We start from the raw sequence: 20,964 nt of genomic DNA on the forward strand, positions 1-20,964 counted from the left end.
CCCTAGGCGGTGGCCGCCCGGCCGACCGCGCCCGCCGCCACCCGTGCCGCGGGTGACCGCGCCAGATACTCGACGGCCTTGCGCAACGAGCCTTCCTGGGAGGGATGGTACGACCGCCGCAGGTAGCGGGGTATGGCCGTGCCGATCTCGCGCCAGGTGGGCAGCAGGCCCTTGCGGACCGCCTCGTTGTGCTCGGCCAGCGAGTACCGCAGGCGGCCGGCGAGCCGGGGGTCGTGGCGGATCAGATAGGCCGTGCCCCAGATCCACAGGTACAGCATCACCGGCGCCGTGACCGTCATGCCCGCCACGCGGCGGCCGTACCGGGGCAGGCCCTCGCCCCCGCAGTGCTGGAACATGTCGAAGGCGACCGCGCGGTGCTCGACCTCCTCCGCGCCGTGCCAGCGCAGCAGATCGAGCATGACCTCGTCGGACCCGGCGCGGTCCAGGCCCTCCGCGTGCAGCACCCAGTTGCCGAGGACGGCCGTGAACTGCTCGATCGAGGCGATGATCGACAACCGGAAGCGCAGCCACTCCTGCGTCGGCACCGGCAGGCCCCACGGCGGCCTCTCGCCGAGGAGCTTCTCGAAGAGGAAGTCGACGTACCGGGTGAAGGCGGCGGTGTCGAGGTGCTGTGCCGCCAGGTGGTCCAGCACGTGCGCGTGCTGCACGCTGTGCGTGGCCTCCTGGCCCATGAACCCCTTCACGTCGCCCCGCAGCACCGGGTCGGTGATCAGCGGCAGGCCTTCCTTGAAGACCTTCACGAACCACCGCTCCCCCGCGGGGAGCAGCAGATGCAGGACGTTGATGACGTGGGTGGCGGTCGGCTCGTCCGGTATCCAGTGCAGCGGTGTCTCGTCCCAGTCGAACGAGACCCGGCGCGGAACGATCGTGTAGTGCTCCTCGGAACGTGCGTCGGGACCCTTCTCCGTGCTCACAACGGCGGCTCCAATCGGGCTATCGCGCGCAGGGCCTTGGGGCTGAAGCGGGACAGGAATCGGGCGCCGCGGGCCTCGGGGGTGACCGGGACCACCGCCTGGTTCTTGACGACGGCGTGCAGGATCGCGTCGGCGACCTTCTCCGGCGGGTAGTTGCGCAGGCCGTACAGCCGGGCGGACTTCTTCTGGCGGCGCTTCTCCTCGTCGGCGCCGACGCCGACGAAGCGGGACGTCGAGGTGATGTTCGTGTTCACGAAGCCGGGGCAGATCGCGGAGACGCCGATGTCCTGGCCGCTGAGCTCCGCGCGCAGGCACTCGCTGAGCATCAGGACCGCCGCCTTGGAGGTGCTGTAGGCGGGCAGGGACTTGGAGGGCTGGTACGCCGCCGCCGACGCGGTGTTGACGATGTGGCCGCCCTGACCCCGCTCGGCCATCTGCCTGCCGAAGAGCCGGCAGCCGTGGATCACGCCCCACAGATTGACGTCGAGGACCTTCTTCCAGTCCTCGCTGCTGGTCTCCAGGAAGGAGCCGGCCAGGCCGATGCCCGCGTTGTTCACCAGGACGTCCACCACGCCGTACTCCGTGGCGACGCGCTCGGCGAGCTTCTCCATGGCCTGCTCGTCGGAGACGTCGACGGCCTCACCCCAGGCGTCCGGGGCGCCTATCAGGCGGGACATCTCCGCGGTGCGGGCCGCGCTCTCCGCGTCCCGGTCGACGGCCACCACACGCGCACCGGCCTCGGCGAACGCGAAGGCGGTGGCCCGGCCGATGCCGCTGCCCGCCCCGGTGACCAGCACGAGCCGGCCGCCGAACCGGTCGGCGTACTTCCCGGTGGCGGCGGTGTCCTTCACGGGCAGGCCGTCCTCGTTCGACGTCACGAACTCGGCTATCCATGCCGCGAGTTGATCCGGGCGGGTGCGCGGCACCCAGTGCTTGGCCGGCAGGGTGCGGCGGACCAGCTGCGGGGCCCACAGCTCCAGCTCGTCGTAGAGCCGCTCGGACAGGAAGACGTCTCCGGAGGGCGTGATGAGCTGCACGGGCGCGTGGGCGTAGGCGTCGGCGCGGGGCCTGCGCAGCCGCGCGCGGACGTTGTCCCGGTAGAGCCAGGCGCCGTGCGCGGCGTCCTGGGGCAGTGACGACGTCGGATAGTCGCCCGCGGGGACCTTCTCGACGCGCTGGAGTATCTTCGGCCACTGCTTGCCGAGAGGGCCGCGCCAGGCGAGCTCGGGGAGCACGGGGGTGTGCAGCATGTACACGTACCAGGACTTGGCGCCCTGGCCGAGGAGCTGACCGACCTTGCGGGGCGTCGGCCGGGACATGCGCTTCTTGATCCAGTGACCGAAGTGGTCGAGCGAGGGCCCCGACATGGACGTGAAGGACGCGATGCGGCCCTCCGTCCGCTTGACCGTGACGAACTCCCAGGACTGCACCGAGCCCCAGTCGTGCCCGACCACGTGCACCGGCGCGTCCGGGCTGACCGCGTCGAGCACCGCCAGGAAGTCGTCGGTCAGCTTCTCCAGGGTGAAGCCGCCGCGCAGCGGCCGCGGGGCGGTCGACCTGCCGTGCCCGCGGACGTCGTACAGCACGACGTGGAAGCGGTCCGCGAGGCGCTCGGCGACCTCGCTCCACACCTCCTTGGAGTCCGGATAGCCGTGCACCAGAAGGACGGTGGGGCGGTCCGGGTCGCCGAGCTCGGCGACGCACAGCTCCACGCCGCCCGTGCGCACCCAGCGCTCGCGTGCGCCCGCGAGGCCCCCGCCGGTGCTCTTGCCGATGTCTCCGGTCGTCATGCGGCGGCCCTCTCCTCAGCCCAGCGCCGCACATGCGGCAGATCGTCGTCCAGCCAGAACGCGCTCTGTTCGGGATCCTTGGAGTCGGTGACGACCAGGATCTCCTCGAACTTCGCGCCCGTACCCCGGAATCCGAGGTGCGGCTCGACCGCCCAGAGCCCCGGCCGGGGCGGGTGGTCGGAGAACTTGTACGGGGACCACAGCGGCGACCAGCCGTCCCGGTGCCCGTGGAGGGCATCGCTCGCCAGGCCCTTCAGGGACTGCGTGCCGAACCCGAAGAGATGCGGGGTCAGCCGGCGCTCCTTGACCCGGTCGATCTTGTGCGCGATGACGCCGAACGGATACGCGCGATGGCGGTTGGCATAGCCCTGGCGGACCATGAGCCGGTCCACGTCCTCGTAGATCTCGCGCAGCGGCCGGCGCTCGCGCACCTCGCGCAGGAGCAGCTCGCGGTGCGCCTCCAGGTCGGCGAGGAGCTTGTCGTGCACGGGATTGAGGCCGAGACAGCCCGAGTAGCCGATGTCGGCCGTGAACCCCTTGTAGACCGGGGCCATGTCGAGGATGAAGGGCATCCCCGGCTCCAGCTTGCGGTGGGTGGGGAAGAACTGCAGCGGGATCCGGAAGTTCGCGAACGCCGTGCGGTCACCGAACCAGGCGAAGGGCAGGTGGAACCAGTCCCGCACGCCCCGCTCGCGCAGCCACTCCCGCTGCATCCGCGCGGCCTCGCGCTCCGTCACACCGGGCTTGAGCTGAGCCGCGACCGCCTCCGCGCACGCATACGCGAGGGTCTGCACTTCTCTGAACCCCCGCAGTTCCGCGGAGAGCTCGCCTGCCACTGCTGAGGTCATGCCACCGTCCGTCCCGAGTCCGGTCCATCCCGTGTCCGGTCCATCGCCGTACGCGGTCGTAACTTGACACTGATGAATGTGACAATGCTCAGCGGCTACGTCAAGAGTTCTGCCCAACCCTGCGGGACAGGTCCGGAAGAACCCCCAGGGGACGACTTCCGGACGACCCTTACGGGCCCGTAATACTCCAGAGTGAGTGCAGGGCAAGCCCCTGGTCTGACGCGTTGGTGTGGGCTGCGCCACTACCGTCGAAGCGTGACTGTGATCGCGACCGAAAGCCTGAGCAAGCGGTTCCCGAGGGTGACCGCGCTTGACCGGCTCTCCATGGATATCGGGCCCGGTGTGACCGGACTCGTCGGAGCCAATGGAGCCGGCAAGTCCACACTGATCAAGATCCTGCTGGGTCTGTCCCCCGCCACGGAGGGCCGCGCCGCCGTGCTCGGCCTGGACGTCGCCACCAGCGGCGGCGAGATCCGCGAACGCGTGGGGTACATGCCCGAGCACGACTGCCTGCCACCCGACGTCTCGGCCACCGAGTTCGTCGTCCACATGGCGCGCATGTCCGGCCTGCCGCCCGCCGCGGCCCGCGAGCGCACCGCCGACACGCTGCGCCACGTCGGGCTCTACGAGGAGCGGTACCGCCCCATCGGCGGCTACTCGACCGGCATGAAGCAGCGCGTGAAGCTCGCGCAGGCCCTCGTCCACGACCCCCAACTGGTCTTCCTGGACGAGCCGACCAACGGCCTCGACCCGGTCGGACGCGACGAGATGCTCGCCCTGATCCGCCGCGTCCACACCGACTTCGGCATCTCGGTCCTCGTCACCTCGCACCTGCTCGGCGAGCTGGAGCGCACCTGCGACCACGTCGTCGTCATCGACGGCGGCAAGCTCCTGCGGTCCAGCTCCACCACCGACTTCACCCAGACGACCACGACGCTCGCCGTCGAGGTCACCGACACCGACGACTACCCCGACGGCACCACCGCGTTGCGCGACGCGCTGCGGGGCCGCGGCATCACCACGGAGACCGGCGGCGAACTGCCCGGCGCGGGACACACGATCCTGCTCACCGCGGACGGCGAGGACACCTTCGACGTCGTGCGAGACCTCGTCGCCGACCTCGGCCTCGGCCTGGTCCGGATGGAACAGCGCAGGCACCACATCGCGGAGGTCTTCAAGGACGAGCCGCGGCAGGAACCCGCCCCCGAGCGCGCGGCCGCATGGGCGGCCACCTCGGCCACCTCGACCGCCGCACAGCAGAAGGAGGGAGGGGCGCGATGAGCACCGAGTCCACCCAGATCCACAACATCGGGTACCGCAACTACGACGGCCCGCGCCTGGGCCGTGCCTACGCCCGCCGCTCGCTCTTCTCCCAGAGCCTGCGCGGCGCCTACGGCCTCGGGCGCTCCGCCAAGTCCAAGGTCCTGCCGATGATCCTCTTCGCGGTGATGTGCGTGCCCGCGGCGATCATGGTGGCGGTCGCCGTGGCCACCAAGGCCAAGGAACTCCCCGTCGACTACACGCGCTACGCGATCTTCCTCCAGGCCGTGATCAGCCTCTTCCTGGCCGCACAGGCCCCGCAGACGGTGTCCCGCGACCTCCGCTTCAAGACCGTCCCGCTCTACTTCTCCCGGCCCATCGAGCGCGGTGACTACGTCCTGGCGAAGTTCGCCGCGATGGCCTCCGCCCTCTTCGTCCTCACCGCCGCACCCGTCCTCGTGCTCTACGTGGGGGCGCTGCTCGCCAAGCTCGACTTCGCCGACCAGACGAAGGGATTCGCCCAGGGTCTGGTCTCCGTGGCGCTGCTCTCGCTGCTCTTCGCCGGCATCGCGCTCGTCATCTCGGCGGTCACCCCGCGGCGCGGCTTCGGCATCGCCGCCGTCATCGCCGTCCTGACCATCACCTACGGGGCGGTGTCCACGGTCCAGGCGATCGCCTACGAGCAGGGCAGCACCGACGCCATCGCCTGGCTCGGGCTCTTCTCGCCGATCACGCTCATCGACGGCGTACAGACCGCCTTCCTCGGCGCAACCTCCTCCTTCCCCGGCGGTGACGGCCCCTCCTCCGGCGTGGGCGTCGTCTACGTAGTCGTCGTCCTCGGCCTCATCGCGGGCTGCTACGGCGCCCTGATGCGCCGCTACCGAAAGGTCGGGCTGTGAGCACCATCAACATCGACCACACCTCCCGCTGGTTCGGGAACGTGGTGGCCGTCAACGACATCACCATGAACATCGGCCCGGGCGTCACGGGGCTCCTCGGCCCCAACGGCGCGGGCAAGTCGACCCTCATCAACATGATGGGCGGCTTCCTCGCCCCCTCCACCGGCAGCGTCACCCTCGACGGCAAGCCGATCTGGCGCAACGAACAGATCTACAAGGACATCGGCATCGTCCCCGAGCGGGAGGCCATGTACGACTTCCTCACGGGCCGCGAATTCGTCGTCGCCAACGCCGAGTTGCACGGCCTGGACGAACGGGCCGCGAAGAAGGCGCTCGCCACGGTCGAGATGGAGTACGCGCAGGACCGCAAGATCTCGACGTACTCCAAGGGCATGCGCCAGCGCGTGAAGATGGCCTCCGCCCTCGTCCACGACCCGGCCGTGCTGCTGCTCGACGAGCCCTTCAACGGCATGGACCCGCGCCAGCGCATGCAGCTGATGGACCTCCTGCGGACCATGGGCGGCCAGGGCCGCACGGTCCTGTTCTCCTCGCACATCCTTGAGGAGGTCGAGCAACTGGCCTCGCACATCGAGGTGATCGTCGCCGGACGGCACGCGGCGAGCGGCGACTTCCGCAGGATCCGCCGCCTGATGACCGACCGGCCCCACCGCTATCTGATCCGTTCCAGCGACGACCGGGCCCTGGCCGCCGCGCTGATCGCCGACCCGTCGACGGCCGGCATCGAAGTCGACCTCAAGGAGGGCGCGTTGCGCATTCAGGCGGTCGACTTCGGCCGGTTCACGGCGCTGCTGCCCCGGGTCGCCCGTGAGCACGGCATCCGGCTCCTGACGGTCTCGCCCTCGGACGAGTCCCTCGAGTCGGTCTTCTCCTACCTCGTCGCGGCCTGAAGGGAGCCATCGTGTACGACCCCACTGTCGCCCGGCTCACCTACCGGGCCCTGCTCGGCCGACGCCGCGCACTCATCCTCCTCGCCCTGCCCCTCCTGCTGATCGTGATCGCCGGAGCGGTGCGCGCCTTCAGCGGCGCCGACGACCAAGTGGCCGTCGACGTCCTGGGCGGCTTCGCGCTCGCCACGATGGTGCCGATCATCGGCGTCATCGCGGGCACCGGCGCGATCGGTCCCGAGATCGACGACGGCTCCGTGGTGTACCTGCTGTCGAAGCCGGTCAAGCGGCCCACGATCATCTTCACCAAGCTGATCGTCGCGATCGCCGTGACCATGGCCTTCTCGGCGATCCCCACGTTCGTCGCGGGCATGATCCTGAACGGCAACGGCCAGCAGATCGCCATCGCCTACACCATCGCGGCGCTGGTCGCCTCCATCGCGTACGCCGCGATCTTCCTGCTCCTCGGCACGATCACGCGGCATGCCGTGGTCTTCGGCCTCGTCTACGCGCTGGTGTGGGAGGCCCTCTTCGGCTCGCTCGTCTCCGGGGCGCGCACGCTCAGCGTGCAGCAGTGGTCCCTCGCGGTGGCCCAGAAGGTCGGCGAGGGCGACCTGATCACCTCGGACGTGGGCCTGCCGGTGGCGACGGTCCTGCTGGTCGCCGTCACCGCGGTCGCCACGTGGTACGCCGGACAGAAGCTGAGGTCGCTGACGCTGGCCGGGGAGGAGTAGGCGCCCGGCGCCGGGGGCGGGCGGCGGCGGGCGTCGCCGGCTTCGCCGCGTTCGTCCTCAAGCCCCGGACGGGCTGAGATCGCCGCCGGGCAGGCTGAAAACGTCGCCGTACGGGCTGATGAAACCGCCGCCGGGCAGGAGGGAAGCCCGGCGGCGCCCGTCTCAGAGAATTGCTGCCGTCCGGTCGCCCAAGAGGCGTTCCAGGACTACGGCGATGCCGTCCGTCTCGTTGGACGTCGTCACCTCGTCCGCCACCGCCTTGAGGTCCTCGTGGGCGTTGGCCATGGCCACGCCGTGGGCCGCCCAGCCGAACATCGGGATGTCGTTCGGCATGTCGCCGAAGGCGATCGTGTCCGCGGCCTTCGCGCCCAGGCGGCGGGCCGCCAGGGAGAGGCCGGTGGCCTTGGAGAGGCCGAGGGGGAGGAGCTCGACGATGCCCTCGCCCGCCATCGTCACGCCGACCAGGTCGCCCGCCACCTTGCGTGCCACCTCGGCCAGCGCGTCGTCGCCGAGGCCGGGGTGCTGGACGTAGACCTTGTTCAGCGGGGCCGCCCACAGGTCGGTGACGTCCGTGAAGGGCGTGGCCGGGAGCGGGCCGTCCTGGACCGCGTACCCGGGGCCGACCAGGACCTCGCCGTCGATGCCGTCACGGCTCGCGGCGAGCGCCAGGGGGCCGATCTCCGCCTCGATCTTGGCGAGCGCCAGGCCCGCCAGCTGGCGGTCGAGCGTCACCGAGGTGAGCAGCCGGTGCTCCCCCGCGTGGTAGACCTGCGCGCCCTGGCCGCACACCGCGATGCCCTCGTAGCCGAGGTCGTCGAGGATGTGCCGCGTCCAGGGCACCGCGCGGCCGGTGACGATGATGTGCGCCGCGCCCGCCGCGGTGGCCGCGGTGAGCGCCTGGCGCGTGCGTTCCGACACCGTGTCGTCGGAGCGCAGCAGCGTCCCGTCGAGGTCGGTCGCGACCAGCTTGTACGGGAAGGAGGGCGTGACCGGAGCTGGCTGGCTCACTTGGCGATGGGCTCCAAAATCTCTCGTCCCCCGAGGTACGGACGCAGCACCTCGGGCACCGCCACGGAGCCGTCGGCCTGCTGGTGATTCTCCAGGATGGCCACGATGGTCCGCGGGACGGCGCACAGCGTGCCGTTCAGCGTCGACAGCGGCTGCACCTTCTTGCCCTCGCGCATGCGCACGGACAGGCGGCGGGCCTGGAAGCCGTCGCAGTTCGACGCGGAGGTCAGCTCGCGGTACTTGCCCTGGGTGGGGATCCAGGCCTCGCAGTCGAACTTGCGCGAGGCCGAGGAGCCGAGGTCGCCGGTGGCGACGTCGATCACCTGGAAGGGCAGACCGAGGCCGGTCAGCCACTGCTTCTCCCACTCCAGGAGACGCTGGTGCTCGTTCTCCGCGTCGGCCGGGTCGACGTACGAGAACATCTCGACCTTGTCGAACTGGTGGACGCGGAAGATGCCGCGGGTGTCCTTGCCGTACGTGCCGGCCTCGCGGCGGTAGCAGGGCGAGAAGCCCGCGTACCGCAGGGGCAGCTTGTCGGCGTCGATGATCTCGTCCATGTGGTACGCCGCGAGCGGGACCTCGGAGGTGCCGACCAGGTAGTAGTCGTCCTTCTCCAGGTGGTACACGTTCTCCGCGGCCTGGCCGAGGAAGCCCGTGCCCTCCATGGCGCGCGGGCGGACCAGCGACGGCGTCAGCATCGGGATGAACCCGGCCTCCGTCGCCTGCGCGATCGCGGCGTTCACCAGGGCGAGCTCCAGGAGCGCGCCCACACCGGTGAGGTAGTAGAAGCGCGAGCCCGAGACCTTCGCGCCGCGCTCGACGTCGATGGCGCCGAGCGCTTCGCCGAGCTCGAGGTGGTCCTTGGGCTCGAAGCCCTCGGCGGCGAAGTCGCGCGGGGTGCCGATCGTGTCGAGGACGACGAAGTCCTCCTCGCCGCCGACGGGGACGTCGGGGTGCACGAGGTTGCCCAGCTGCTGGAGGAGGCGCTTGGTCTCCTCGTCGGCCTCGTCCTGCGCGGCGTCGGCGGCCTTGACCGCGGCGGAGAGCTCGCCCGCCTTCTTGAGGAGCTCCTGCTTCTCCTCGGGCGCGGCCTTGGGGATCAGCTTGCCGAGCGCCTTCTGCTCGGAGCGCAGCTCGTCGAAGCGGAGGCCGGACGACCTGCGCCGCTCGTCGGCGGAGAGCAGGGCGTCGACGAGCGCGACGTCCTCTCCACGGGCGCGCTGGGAGGCGCGAACACGGTCGGGGTCCTCACGGAGCAGGCGAAGGTCAATCACCCCTCAAGGCTACCGTCGTGCGGTTCCGGCCCACGACTCGATATTCCATTGTGTACGTTATGCCCGGTTTGCCGGAATGTGAATTCCCGGTGGTGACGGTTCCGAGTCAAGATCGGGACGGCCGGAAAGGCTCCGCCGTACGCGCGTCGGCGTTCGGTCAATAAAAGGGGCGACATTCCCCGAAAGGGGGCAGAGCGCGCTCGCCCCCTTGACCGGAACCCCTTGTGCGGACCGGGACTTGGGCACCTTTTCCACTGTGGTTGTCCACAGGAACCAGCGCCTCCGGACGGTTATCCACAGGGTGTGCGAAAGATCTGTGGATGCCGGAAGGACTTGTTCCGAAAGCCGTGTGACCGACGAAGGATTCCCTTCCTAAACCACGTACGCACCCACTTTCGAGTGGAAATGACTCGCTCTAAAGAGTTGATCAATAGAAAAGAGTGGACGAGGGGTGACGTGCGGGGCTGTGGACGGACTTGGGTGCTGTGGGCCGATTTGTCGACCATGTCGCGCTTCGTTGTCGACTTGTCCCCAGGTCGAGACGCGCGCCTGTGGATAACTTCTGTGGACAACGTAAATCTGCAGGTAGGACCGCAGAAATGGGCAGCCGGGACCGCGACAACGACGGGTGGGTGTGGGGAATCGGCGGGCGGGAGCGCCTGCGGTGGCTAGAAACGGCCGTCCTGGCAGCGCGTCAGCCAGTCCGATGCCGCCACGAACTCGGTGTCCGACGTGCCCGGCCGCAGCGTCCTGACGTCCTCCGTGGCCACCCCGGCCCGGGGATAGGACCCGAGGAAGCGCACCTGCGGGCAGATCCGCTTGAGCCCCATCAGGGCCTCGCCGACCCGGCGGTCCGTGATGTGGCCCTCGGCGTCCACCGAGAAGCAGTAGTTGCCGATGCCCTGGCCGGTCGGGCGCGATTCGATCCGCATGAGGTTGACGCCGCGCACGGCGAACTCCTGGAGCAGTTCGAGCAGGGCGCCGGGGTGGTCGTCGCCCAGCCAGATGACGACGGAGGTCTTGTCGGCGCCGGTCGGCGCCGCGGGCCGGGCCGGGCGGCCGACCAGGACGAACCGGGTCTCGGCGTTCGCCGCGTCGTGGATCTCGCGGACCAGCGGTTCCAGGCCGTACGTCGCCGCGGCGAACTCGCCCGCGAAGGCCGCGTCGAAGCGGCCCTCCTGCACGAGGCGGGCGCCGTCCGCGTTCGAGGCGGCCGACTCCCACAGGGTGTCCGGCAGGTGGGCGGCCAGCCAGTTGCGGACCTGGGGCTGGGCCACGGGGTGGCCGGTCACCGTCTTGATGTCCTTGAGCTTCGTGCCGGGACGCACCAGGAGCGCGAACGCGATCGGCAGGACGACCTCGCGGTAGATCATCAGGGGCTCGCCCTTGGCGAGTTCGTCGACGGTGGTGGTGACGCCGCCCTCGACCGAGTTCTCGATCGGCACCAGCGCCGCCGCCGCCTCGCCGCTGCGGACCGCGTCCAGCGTGGCGGGCACGGAGACCATCGGGACGAGCTCCCGGGCCGCCGCCTCGGGCAGCGTGCGGAGGGCCGCCTCGGTGAAGGTGCCTTCGGGGCCCAGGTACGTATAGCGCGTCGCCGACATACCGTCACCCTAATGGGCCGGACGTGGCGCGGCTCACGCGTCTCACGGAGCGGCGCCCGCCTCACGTACGCGCGTACGAACCGATTCACGTACACGCCTACGAAGGCGGGCGCCTCCTTAAGAAGGTGGGCGGTCCGTGCCGGACGGACGGCCCGGAACCTACGCCTCCAGGAGCCGCTGTCCCACGTACTCGCCCTTCGCCGCCCCGCCAGGCACCGCGAAGAGGCCGCTCGCCTCGTGCCGGATGAACTCCGAAAGGGCGTCGCCCCGGTCGAGCTTGCGCTGCACCGGGACGAAGCCGCGCGTGGGGTCCGCCTGCCAGCACACGAAGAGCAGCCCCGCGTCGGGCTCCCCCTTGTCGTCGAAGCCGTCGTGGTACGAGAACGGGCGGCGCAGCATCGCGGCGCCGCCGTTCTGGTCGGGCCGGGTGATGCGGGCGTGCGCGTTGAGCGCGATGACGACCTTGCCGTCCGAGCCCGTCTTCTCGAGCTTCGGCTCGGTCGTCTCCGTGCCGCCGGTCAGCGGTGAGCCGTCCGACTTGTGCCGCCCGATCACCGTCTCCTGCTCCTTGAGACCGAGCTTCTCCCAGTCGTCGAGGAGCATCCGGATGCGGCGTACGACGACGTAGGAACCGCCCGCCATCCACGCGGGGTCCGCGTCGGAGGGCACGAAGATCCGTTCGTCGAAGTCCTTCTCCGAGGGCTTCGGGTTGTTCGTGCCGTCGATCTGGCCCATCAGGTTGCGGGTCGTCAGCGGCCGCGCGGTGGCGCCCGGCGAGCGGTTGAAGCCGTTCATCTGCCAGCGCACCCGCGTCGTCCCCGCCGCGTCCTGCTGGACCGCGCGCAACGCGTGAAAGGCGACGAGCGGGTCGTTCGCACCGATCTGCACCCACAGGTCGCCGTTGCTGCGCGCCTTGTCGAGGTGGTCCGAGGAGAAGTCGGGCAGCGGGTCCAGGGCGGTGGGCCGCTGCTTCTCCAGTCCCGTGCGGGAGAAGAAGGAGGCGCCGAAGCCGAACGTGACGGAGAGCGAGGAGGGCCCCGCGTCCCGGGCGACCGACGTGTCCGCGCCGTCGGCCGGCTTGCCCGCCATCAGCCGCTCCGCCGTCGCCGACCAGCGCCGCAGCAGGGCCGCCGCCTCCTTGCGGCCCGCGCCCCCGGACAGGTCGAAGGCGACCAGATGACCGCGGGACTGGATCGGTGTGGTGATGCCGGGCTGATGTTTCCCGTGAAACATCACCTCGTCCGCGCCCAGCGACGCCAGCGCGGACGACGAACCGGCCGGGCCCGAGGGCGCGGACGCGTCGGACGAGGAAGCCGCGGCATACCCGACGGCGCCGCCCGCCGCGCCGAGCGCGAGACCGGTCGCGCCCGCGGTGCCGAGCAGCCGCCGCCTGGAAAAGCCGTTGTCCGCCATGGTGGTTCCGTTCAGCCGATCTGCACGTTCTTCTTCACGGTGATCTGGTCGATGTCGGAGGTCCGCACCGTCACCGCGATCTTCCACTTGCCTGCCATCGGTATCTGGACGCCGCTCGCGCTCCAGTGCCCGGTGGCGATGTGGTCCGGGGCGACCGGCAGCGGGCCGACGTCCTGGGACTCAAGGGTGAAGGAGATCTTCACCTCGGGGACGTCGAAGGCGCTGCCGTTGGGGCGCTTCGCGTACACGTGCAGGGTGTTGCTGCCGCTGCGACCGGGGTCGAGGTCCAGCTGCACGGTGCCCTTGCCGTCCGTGCCGCCCGTGTCGAACGGCACCTTGAGCTGGAGCGGGCCCGAACGCTGCGCCGCCGCCGCGGAGGTGGCGTTGGCGGCCTCCTCCTCGGTGCGGCCCGGCTCGGTGGTGGTGAGGATCGTCGTCACGGCCAGCAGGACGACGGCGACGGCGGTCTCGGTGAGCACCGAGCGGCGCAGGCCCGAGCGCTGCGGGTCGGCGTCGCGCAGCCGCTTCTCGCGGGCGGTGTCCAGGGCGGCCCGCTGGCGCGCCAGCTGGGCGGAGCGCTCGGAGTCGTCGTCCGTGTCCCCGGTGGAGGCGGGCACGGTGACCGGCTTCTTCTGCGGCTTCTGCGAGGCCTGCTTCGAGGCTTGTTTCGACGCCTGCTTCGAGGTCTGCTTCGCGTGCTGTTCGACGACGGTGGCGGCCGAGGCCTCGGGGGCCAGGCCGCCCGCCTCGGCGGTGATCCGGCCGGTCCAGCGTCGAGAGACGGAGGCGACGCCCACCAGGACGACGACCAGGCCGATCTTGACGAGGAGCAGCTGCCCGTACGCCGTGCCGGTCAGCGCCGACCACGAGCCGACCTGCCGCCACGCCTGGTAGGTGCCGGTCGCGGCCAGGACGACGACGCTGGTGAACGCCACGGTCGAGAACCGCCGCACGGCCGACACGTCCACCGCGGACGTGCGGAAGAGTGCGACGAGCAGCGCGGAGAGCCCGCCGAGCCAGGCGGAGACGGCCAGCAGGTGCAGGACGTCGACGGGCATCGCGATGCCCGCCTGGATGCCGGTCGAGGCGTGCTCGGCCATCGCCCAGGTCGCCGCGATGCCAAGGGCGACGACGGTGCCGCCGATGGCCAGGCCGAAGGTGAGGTCCTTCTTCTCCTTCGGGTCCTCGCGCTTCTCGTAGGCGCCGAAGAGCACCGCGATGAACAGCGCGGCGGCGGCGAGCAGCAGCAGCCGGGAGACCAGCGCCGCGCCCGTCTTGGTGTTGAGCACGTCGCCGAGCTTGCCCATGTCGAAGGCGTCGGCGAGCTTGCCGGAGCCGGTGTAGGGGGCGCGCAGGAGCAGCAGGACGAGCGTGGAGGCGGTGAGCGCGACCCAGCCGGAGGTGACAAGCCGTTGCACGGGCCGCACCCCGGCGCCGCGCGGCCAGCAGCCGAGGACGAAGGCGGCGCCGCCGACGAGCAGGATGAACCCGGCGTAGGAGAAGTAGCGCACGATGTCGTAGAGCACGCCGACCAGGCCGCCGCCTGCCTCCTGGTCGGGCAGCGCGACCTTGGTGTCGGAGGGCGCGCCGATGGAGAAGGTGAAGGCGCCGGAGACGGGATGGCTGTCGGCGGAGACGACCTGGTAGGCGACGGTGAAGGTGCCGTCGGGCAGACCGGGCCGCAGTTTCACGCCGTACGTGTTGGAGCCCAGGTCGGTCATCTTCTTGGTGTCGGCGCGCTTGCCGGACGGGTCGAGGACCCGCACCGATCCGTCCGACATGGCCACCTTCTCTGAGAAGGTGAGCTTCACCTGGTCGGGGGCCTGCTCGACCACCGCTCCCTGCTTCGGGTCGCTGCTGGTCAGCGCGGCGTGCGCGGACGTGGGCGCGGCGCCGGCGAAGAAGACGCCGGTCGCGGCGAGGAGCACCAGGACGAGCCGCCAGAGGCGGGGCGCGGCCCCGGTCCCGGTCCTGGACCCGGGAGCGTTCCTGGAGCGGGAAGCGATGGTCTGCATCAACGGTCCGTCCCTCAGTGCGACTTGTGCGAGGCGTCAGCGTCGTGCTGCTCGGGGTTGTACGTCGCTTCCTTGACCGGGACCTCGATCGTTATCGGGTCCGACTTCTGGAAGTGCAGTGTCAGGGCGACCTTCTCGCCCTTCTTCGGCTTGTGCTTGAGCTTTTCGAGCATCAGGTGGTTGCCGCCGCTCGCGAAGTCGAGCTCGCCGTTCGCGGGCACGTCGAAGGACTTCTCCTCCTTCATCGCGCCGCCCTTGGTGCTGTGCAGCGTGACGGCGCGCGCGGCGTCGCTGGTGGCGGAGGTGAGCTTGTCGGCGCCGCCCTTGTTGGTCAGCGTGAAGAAGCCGGCCGCCATGTCGTCCATGGTGGGCTCGGGGACGTAGGCCCCGCTGACCTTCAGCTCGGGCTTCTTCGCGGCGTTCCCGGAGCCGGCGTCGGAGCCCGAGTCGTCGTTGCAGCCCGCCAGGGCGAGCGCGGCGGTCAGCGCCACGGCCCCGCCGAGGAGCGCACGGTGCTTGGTGGTGCGGTGGTTCACGGGTTCTGTCCCTTGAGGAGCTTGGGGAGGTCCTTGGTGTAATCGCCTGCGGTGGCCTTTTCGCTGTACATGACGTACCCCGCGTCGTTCTTCGGCGAGAAGGCGAAGACCTGGGTGCCGTGCATCGAGACGATCTTGCCGTTCTTGTCCTTCTTGGACGGCTCGATGGTGATGCCGAGCTGGCGGGCGCCTGCCTGGATGGTGGCGAAGTCGCCGGTGAGGCCGGTGAAGTCGGCGTCCACGCCCTTGATCCACTTGCCGAGCTCGGCGGGGGTGTCGCGCTTCGGGTCGGTCGTCACGAAGACGACCTTCAGCTTGTCCTGGTCGGCCTTGGGCAGGGCCTTCTTGGCGACCGCGATGTTGTTCATCGTCAGCGGGCAGACGTCCGGACAGTGCGTGTAGCCGAAGTAGAGCAGCGTCGGCTGCTTCTTGGTCTCCTCGCGCAGGTCGTACTTCTTGCCGTGCGTGTCGGTCAGGACGAGGTTCGGCTTCTCGAACGGCTTGTCCAGGACCGTGGCGGCCTTGCCCGAGTCGGTCTCGGCCGAGACGTCGGCGACCGGCTTCCCGCTGTCGTCACCGCCGCCGCAGGCGGTCAGGGTGAGGGCGGCCGCGGCCAGCAGGGCAGCGGCGGCGAGCTTCTTGTTGGTGCTCTTCGCGTAGCTCTTCGAGCTCATGGTGCGCATACGAAAATGTCCCAGATGTGAGGGGGCCGGGGTGCACCGGGGCGACTGTGTGCCGCGTCGGCGCACCCCGAGGGTGGCTCCGCCGACGGGTCAGCCGGTGACGCGGCGGCGGCCGGCGAGGACGCCGAAGGCGACGCCCGCGGCGCCGACGACGATGCCCACGATGCCGAGCACGCGGGCGGTCGTGTCGCTGCTGTCGGAGGAGTCGGAGGAGGCGTTCTCGGACGTGGCGGGCTTGTCGTCCGCCTTCGTGTCACCGGCCGCTGCGCCGTGCTCGTCGGTGGCGGCGGTCAGCGCGAGGGCGGGCGCCGGGTGCTCCGGCTCCTCCTGGCCCTTCTGCTGCGGCTCGATCCAGCGGACGACTTCCTTGTTGTCGTACGTCTGGACGGCCTTGAAGACGAGTTCGTCGGCGTCCTCGGGCAGCTGGCCGAGGGAGAGCGGGAACTTCTGGAAGGTGCCCGGCTGGATGCCCTTGCCGTCGGCGGTCCAGGTGACCTTGGAGACGGCCTCGTCGATCTTCTCGCCGTGCATCTCCAGCGGCTTGTCGAGCTTGGACTTGGTGACCTTCACGTTCCAGCCCGGGACGGGCTGCGTCATGACGGAGGCGAGCGGGTGGTCGGTCGGGAAGGAGACCTCGAGCTTGTTGGTCGAGGCGTCGTCCATCTCGTTCGGCACCTTGAAGTTGACCGTGGCGTAACCGCCCTTGGCGGCCTGGCCCTCCGGGGAGACGCTGACGTGCGCGAACGCGGGCGCCGAGAGGACGAGGACGGCAGAGGCGGCGGCGGTGCCTGCGGCGGCGATACGGGACATCTTCATGACAGGAACACTCCACTTTTCGTCAGTGGTGATCGGCACGTGACGCGCGGTGCGCCGTGCCGGGCACGGTTACGAGGCTGGATACGGGACTGAATACGAGGGGTGGCGCGGCCGTCGGGGCACGCGCGCGTGCGCGCCGGGCGACCCCTCCGTACAGCGGTGTGGAGTGCGTCCCCGTGAGGGAGCGCTTCCCGTACTGCGTGTGCTGTGTGTGGAGTGCGTCGCGTCAGGCGGCGAGTTCGACGTCGAGGGGGCGGGCCGGTGGGCCGCGCCGGATGACCGCGTCCTCCAGTGCGACCGTGCGCGGCCCCGGCGGCGCGAGCAGCGCGGTGCGCGGAGGGCGCGGGCCGGTCGTCTCGGGCGCGCCGGGCAGGCCCGCCCGCAGGGCGCGTACGAGAGTGAGAGCCGAGCGCAGGGAACGTACGAGCGCCCCTTCGGCGACTCCGTGAGCCCCGTCGGCGAGCCGCACGAGGCGGACCAGCGCGAGGTCGCCGCGGCGCAGCAGCCAGCCGGCCGCCAGGGCCGCGAGGACGTGCGCGAGGAGCATGGGCAGCGAGGGCAGGAGCGACATGGAGCCCATGGAGCTCATGGAGCCGCCCATGGCGTGGCCGCCGGAGGCTGCGGACACCGGGTCCCCAGTGGTCCCCGCGGCGGCGGACTGCCCGTGCAGGTGCGCGGAGTGCCCCGATCCGGAACGGCTCGCGCCGCCGGGGCCGAGCCCCGCGGTGGTGAGGATCCGGTGCGCCTGCGCGGGCGTGATCGTCGCGACGCCCGCCCCGCAGACCAGGCGCGCGGCCCGCTCGACGAGGGTGGCGTCCCCGTTCTGGGTGACCGCGGCGCCGGCCGTCGCGCCGTGCTGGCCGAGGCCGAACAGGACGTGCAGGCCGAGCTGTCCCGCGGTGAGCAGCGCGGCGATGCCGGGCAGCGAGCGGGCCCGCCCCGCGAACGGCAGCGCGACCGCGAGGACGGCGGCGAAGCCCGCGCCGAGCGTCCACAGCGGGACGGTGGCGCAGGAAGCGAGCACATGGCCCCCGGCGGACAGCACGACGCAGACCGCGGCGAACGTCGCGGCCCTCAGCAGCCGGAGATCGGCTCCGTCGCGCGGCTGGCGCTGATGGGGGGCAGTCATGGCCGGGACATCATCGCACTGGACTTACCCGCCGCATACGGCAGGTCCGGAAGGTCCTGTTCCAGGTGATGGGGGTGGCTCTGGCCGGGTGATGGGGGTGGCTCTGGCCGGTGGCGGGGGTGGTTCCGGTCGGCGGACAGGGGGTTCCGGTTCGCCCTGGGGCGGTCCGTGCACGACAGCACGGCAGGTCTTACACCGTCCGGCGGGGGCCGCGCGTCCGCCGTATGGGCGGTATCACGTCACCTGAGCGCTTATCCGGGGGCGCGGGCGGCAATACGTATCGGTATGTCGAGCCGCAGCCAGGAGGCTGGAGCATGAGCATCTGGTGGTCTCTCCATTTGCGGCGCGAGGCCGCGAGTGTTCCGCTCGCCCGCCGCCTGCTGATCGGCACGATGGAGACCGCGGGCGTGGACCCGGACGTCTCCTACGACCTGTCGGTCGCCCTCAGCGAAGCCTGCGCCAACGCCGTGGAGCACGGTGGCGCGGGCCTGCCCGGGGCCGCGGTCGGCGGGTACCGCGTCACCGCTTATCTGGACGGCGAGAAGTGCCGCATCGAGGTGGCCGATTCCGGGCCCGGATTTCCCGGCGCGGGCCCGTCCGGAGCGGCCGGCGCACCGGGTACGTCGGGGGGCCGCCCCGCGCCCCGGCCGCCCGCGTCGGAGACGGACGAGCACGGCCGGGGCCTGTACCTCATCAGGGAACTCGCCGATCACGTCCACTTCGGCAACAAGCCGGGCGGCAGGGGCGGCGCGGTGATCAGTTTCGACAAGATCCTCAAGTGGCGTGAGGACGTGCCGTTGATGACGGCGTGAGCGGTTCCCGGGGAACGCCGTGACCGCTCCTCGGGGAACGCGGCGCCTCACTCCGCCGGTCGTCGGCGACCAACCACAGCGCGCACGGCGGCGGATGAGCCGGATGCATGGGGATCCGCCCAGTCCACCGCCGCCGGACCCGCCGCGTCCTCCTGACCCTCGCGGGTCAGCGCGATCACCGGGATCGTGCGCGGGGCCCGGTCCCGGAACTCCGCGAAGTCCGGGTCCCGCGCGATCTGCCGGCGCCACAACTCGTCGTGCTCGCCCGCGTCGACGGGCACCGCCCGTGCCGCGTACCGCCCGGAGCCGACCTCGACGACGACCGAGGGGTCCCTGACGAGGTTGTAGTACCAGCCGGGGGCCTTCTCCGAGCCGCCGTTGGACGCGAAGACGACGAGGCGACCGAGGGTCGGATCCGGCAGATGCACCACCGGAGTCGTCCGCGGCAGCCCGCTCCTCGCGCCGCGCGTGGTCAGCAGGAGCAGGCTCGCGCCCTCGAACGGCCCGCCGACCCGGCCCCCGTTCGCACGGAACTCCTCGATGACGCGCCGGTTGAAGGGGTTGGCGTTGTTGATTCCGTCGTCGCCGCTCATGGTCCGCGCTCTCCCGTATCGACTGTGCCCTGCCTGCTCTCCCGCCTCAACGACCCACCAGGCAGCCCTATTTCCCCAGGCCAGGGGGATCATCCGAACCGCCCGCACCTGAAGTGCCCGCACCTGAAGTGCCCGCACCTGAGGCGCCCTGACCCGAAGCGCCCCCACCCGAAGCGCCCCCACCCGAAGCGCCCCGCTCGAATCCGTCCCCTGGCGGCAACGCCCGCAGCAGTGCCTCGACTGCCGCCCCGTACGCGTGCTCCGTCGGCGTCGAGTACCCGACGACCAGGCCGTCCACGGCCGGCATCGTGGCCCGCGGATGCCGGAATCCGGCGAGGCCGTCCAGCGCGATCCCCTGCCAGGCCGCCGCCTTGACCGAGGAGGCCTCCGTGCCGGGCGGCAGCCGCAGCACCGCGTGCAGGCCCGCCGCGATGCCGGTGGCCGTGATGTGCGGGGCCCGTTCGGCGAGCGCGGTGACGAGCAGGTCGCGGCGGTGCCGGTACTGCTGGCGCATCCGGCGGATGTGGCGGTCGTACTGCCCGGCGGCGATGAAGTCGGCGAGCGTGAGCTGGTCCAGGACGCTCGCCCACGCCTCCCGCTCCCCCTTGGCCGCGAGCACGCCGTCGACGAGGTGTCCGGGCAGCACCATCCAGCCGATGCGCACGGCGGGGGACAGGCTCTTGCTGACCGAGCCGAGGTAGACGACCCGTTCGGGGTCCAGGCCCTGCACGGCGCCGACCGGCTCGCGGTCGTAACGGAACTCGCCGTCGTAGTCGTCCTCCAGGATCACCCCGCCGGTGGTGCGGGCCCAGTCGACGACCGCCGCGCGCCGGGCGGGGTGCAGCGGTCCTCCGGTCGGGAACTGGTGTGCGGGCGTGAGCAGGACGCCACGGACCCGGGGCCCTCGCGGCCCCGGCTCCTCCAGCGATCCCCGCGGCCCCCGCGACCCCCGCGGCGAGTCGGTCAACTCCTCGACGCGCGCGCCCTGTTCGTCCAGGCCCAGCGGCACCGTCCGTACACCGGAACCCTCCAGGATCCCGCGGTGGAAGCCGAGCCCGTACGACTCCATGGCGAAAGGCCCGCGCAGCACCCCGCCGCCCGCGCCCCGCGTCCCCGCGAAGAGCAGCCGCAGTCCGTGCGCGAACCCGGAGCAGATCACGATCCGTTCGGGGTCGGCGCGCACCCCGCGCGCCCGCCCCAGATAGTCCGCGAGCGCCCTGCGCAGTTCGACGCGGCCTCGTGGATCGCCGGGCCCGAACGCCTCGTTGGGCGCGGCGCCCAGCGCGCGCCTGGCCGCCGCGAGCCAGGCCGTGCGGGGGAAGGAGGCGGCGTCGGGCGTGCCCTGGCGCAGGTTGTACGCGGGAGCGGCGGGCCGCGCGGGGGCGGGCTTCGGCTGTCGCGGACGCTTGGGCGGGGCCGCCCGCTCCGCGACCCGGGTGCCCGAGCCCTGCCGTGCCGTCAGCCAGCCCTCGGCGACCAGTTCGGCGTAGGCGTCGGCGACCGTGTTGCGGGCCAGGCCGAGGTCGGCGGCGAGCGAGCGGTAGGGCGGCAGGCGGGTGCCGGGGGCGAGCTGCCCCTCGCGCACGGCGTCGCGCAGCGCGCGGATCAGAACGGCCCGGCGGCTGCCGGGCCCCGAGAGGTCCACGTGCAGGTCACTGCCGAGGCGCTCCGCGAAATTGACCCATGATTCCGGCATGGAAATGCACCCTA

General features: G+C 71.2%; 19 protein-coding genes. 5 read left to right on the top strand and 14 right to left on the bottom strand.

The window, feature by feature from the left end; all coding sequences use genetic code 11:
- Positions 1–2: 2 nt before the first annotated feature.
- Genes ACZ592_RS11125 through ACZ592_RS11135 form a run of 3 tightly spaced genes read right to left on the bottom strand, consistent with a single transcriptional unit; the run spans position 3 to position 3,573 of the window.
- A complete protein-coding gene (locus ACZ592_RS11125; RefSeq protein ID WP_471581225.1) occupies positions 3–935 on the bottom strand; it encodes a metal-dependent hydrolase in 933 nt (310 codons plus the stop codon).
- Complete coding sequence (locus ACZ592_RS11130) at positions 932–2,725, bottom strand: SDR family oxidoreductase (RefSeq protein ID WP_471581226.1); 1,794 nt, start codon at positions 2,723–2,725, stop codon at positions 932–934. The genes ACZ592_RS11125 and ACZ592_RS11130 overlap by 4 nt, the downstream gene beginning before the upstream one ends.
- On the bottom strand, positions 2,722–3,573 hold the full coding sequence (locus ACZ592_RS11135; RefSeq protein WP_471581227.1) for a M24 family metallopeptidase: 852 nt from the start codon (positions 3,571–3,573) through the stop codon (positions 2,722–2,724). Before ACZ592_RS11135 ends, ACZ592_RS11130 begins: the two co-directional genes overlap by 4 nt.
- Before the next feature lie 261 nt (positions 3,574–3,834).
- Here ACZ592_RS11135 and ACZ592_RS11140 point away from each other — a divergent pair, with 261 nt between their 5' ends.
- The 4 genes from ACZ592_RS11140 to ACZ592_RS11155 are packed head-to-tail and all read left to right on the top strand — an operon-like array spanning position 3,835 to position 7,371.
- Positions 3,835–4,854 (top strand): ABC transporter ATP-binding protein, encoded by a 1,020-nt coding sequence (locus ACZ592_RS11140; protein WP_471581421.1) that lies wholly within the window; start codon positions 3,835–3,837, stop codon positions 4,852–4,854.
- Positions 4,851–5,732, top strand: a complete 882-nt coding sequence (locus ACZ592_RS11145) for an ABC transporter permease (protein ID WP_471581228.1) — start codon at positions 4,851–4,853, stop codon at positions 5,730–5,732. The genes ACZ592_RS11140 and ACZ592_RS11145 overlap by 4 nt, the downstream gene beginning before the upstream one ends.
- On the top strand, positions 5,729–6,640 hold the full coding sequence (locus ACZ592_RS11150) for an ABC transporter ATP-binding protein (protein ID WP_471581229.1): 912 nt from the start codon (positions 5,729–5,731) through the stop codon (positions 6,638–6,640). Before ACZ592_RS11145 ends, ACZ592_RS11150 begins: the two co-directional genes overlap by 4 nt.
- Positions 6,641–6,651: 11 nt before the next feature.
- The gene (locus ACZ592_RS11155; protein WP_471581230.1) at positions 6,652–7,371 is read left to right on the top strand and encodes an ABC transporter permease subunit; all 720 of its coding nucleotides are present in this window, start codon (positions 6,652–6,654) and stop codon (positions 7,369–7,371) included.
- A 162-nt stretch (positions 7,372–7,533) separates the two neighbouring features.
- Here ACZ592_RS11155 and ACZ592_RS11160 read toward each other — a convergent pair whose 3' ends face one another.
- The 9 genes from ACZ592_RS11160 to ACZ592_RS11200 form a co-directional block, all read right to left on the bottom strand.
- Positions 7,534–8,379: an HAD family hydrolase gene (locus ACZ592_RS11160; RefSeq protein WP_471581231.1), complete on the bottom strand. Its 846-nt coding sequence runs from the start codon at positions 8,377–8,379 to the stop codon at positions 7,534–7,536.
- Entirely contained in the window at positions 8,376–9,653 is a 1,278-nt protein-coding gene (gene serS / locus ACZ592_RS11165) for a serine--tRNA ligase (RefSeq protein ID WP_471581232.1), read from the bottom strand. Before serS ends, ACZ592_RS11160 begins: the two co-directional genes overlap by 4 nt.
- Positions 9,654–10,321: 668 nt before the next feature.
- Positions 10,322–11,257, bottom strand: a complete 936-nt coding sequence (gene pheA / locus ACZ592_RS11170) for a prephenate dehydratase (protein WP_471581233.1) — start codon at positions 11,255–11,257, stop codon at positions 10,322–10,324.
- Positions 11,258–11,416: 159 nt separating this feature from the next.
- A complete protein-coding gene (gene efeB, locus ACZ592_RS11175) occupies positions 11,417–12,670 on the bottom strand; it encodes an iron uptake transporter deferrochelatase/peroxidase subunit (protein ID WP_471581234.1) in 1,254 nt (417 codons plus the stop codon).
- 11 nt (positions 12,671–12,681) lie between these two features.
- The gene (locus ACZ592_RS11180) at positions 12,682–14,685 is read right to left on the bottom strand and encodes a copper resistance CopC/CopD family protein (RefSeq protein WP_471581235.1); all 2,004 of its coding nucleotides are present in this window, start codon (positions 14,683–14,685) and stop codon (positions 12,682–12,684) included.
- A gap of 14 nt (positions 14,686–14,699) precedes the next feature.
- Complete coding sequence (locus tag ACZ592_RS11185; protein ID WP_471581236.1) at positions 14,700–15,221, bottom strand: copper chaperone PCu(A)C; 522 nt, start codon at positions 15,219–15,221, stop codon at positions 14,700–14,702.
- Positions 15,218–15,895: an SCO family protein gene (locus ACZ592_RS11190; RefSeq protein ID WP_471581237.1), complete on the bottom strand. Its 678-nt coding sequence runs from the start codon at positions 15,893–15,895 to the stop codon at positions 15,218–15,220. The genes ACZ592_RS11185 and ACZ592_RS11190 overlap by 4 nt, the downstream gene beginning before the upstream one ends.
- Before the next feature lie 99 nt (positions 15,896–15,994).
- Complete coding sequence (locus tag ACZ592_RS11195) at positions 15,995–16,720, bottom strand: YcnI family copper-binding membrane protein (RefSeq protein WP_471581238.1); 726 nt, start codon at positions 16,718–16,720, stop codon at positions 15,995–15,997.
- 226 nt (positions 16,721–16,946) lie between these two features.
- On the bottom strand, positions 16,947–17,849 hold the full coding sequence (locus tag ACZ592_RS11200) for a hypothetical protein (RefSeq protein ID WP_471581239.1): 903 nt from the start codon (positions 17,847–17,849) through the stop codon (positions 16,947–16,949).
- A 314-nt stretch (positions 17,850–18,163) separates the two neighbouring features.
- Between ACZ592_RS11200 and ACZ592_RS11205 the strand changes: the two genes are divergently transcribed.
- A complete protein-coding gene (locus tag ACZ592_RS11205; RefSeq protein WP_471581240.1) occupies positions 18,164–18,661 on the top strand; it encodes an ATP-binding protein in 498 nt (165 codons plus the stop codon).
- Positions 18,662–18,708: 47 nt separating this feature from the next.
- Here ACZ592_RS11205 and ACZ592_RS11210 read toward each other — a convergent pair whose 3' ends face one another.
- The gene (locus ACZ592_RS11210) at positions 18,709–19,254 is read right to left on the bottom strand and encodes a nitroreductase/quinone reductase family protein (protein WP_471581241.1); all 546 of its coding nucleotides are present in this window, start codon (positions 19,252–19,254) and stop codon (positions 18,709–18,711) included.
- Between the two features lie 67 nt (positions 19,255–19,321).
- A complete protein-coding gene (gene pdxR, locus ACZ592_RS11215) occupies positions 19,322–20,950 on the bottom strand; it encodes a MocR-like pyridoxine biosynthesis transcription factor PdxR (RefSeq protein ID WP_471581242.1) in 1,629 nt (542 codons plus the stop codon).
- Between the last annotated feature and the right edge of the window lie 14 nt (positions 20,951–20,964).

The organism is Streptomyces sp. NPDC040622, from assembly GCF_055593965.1.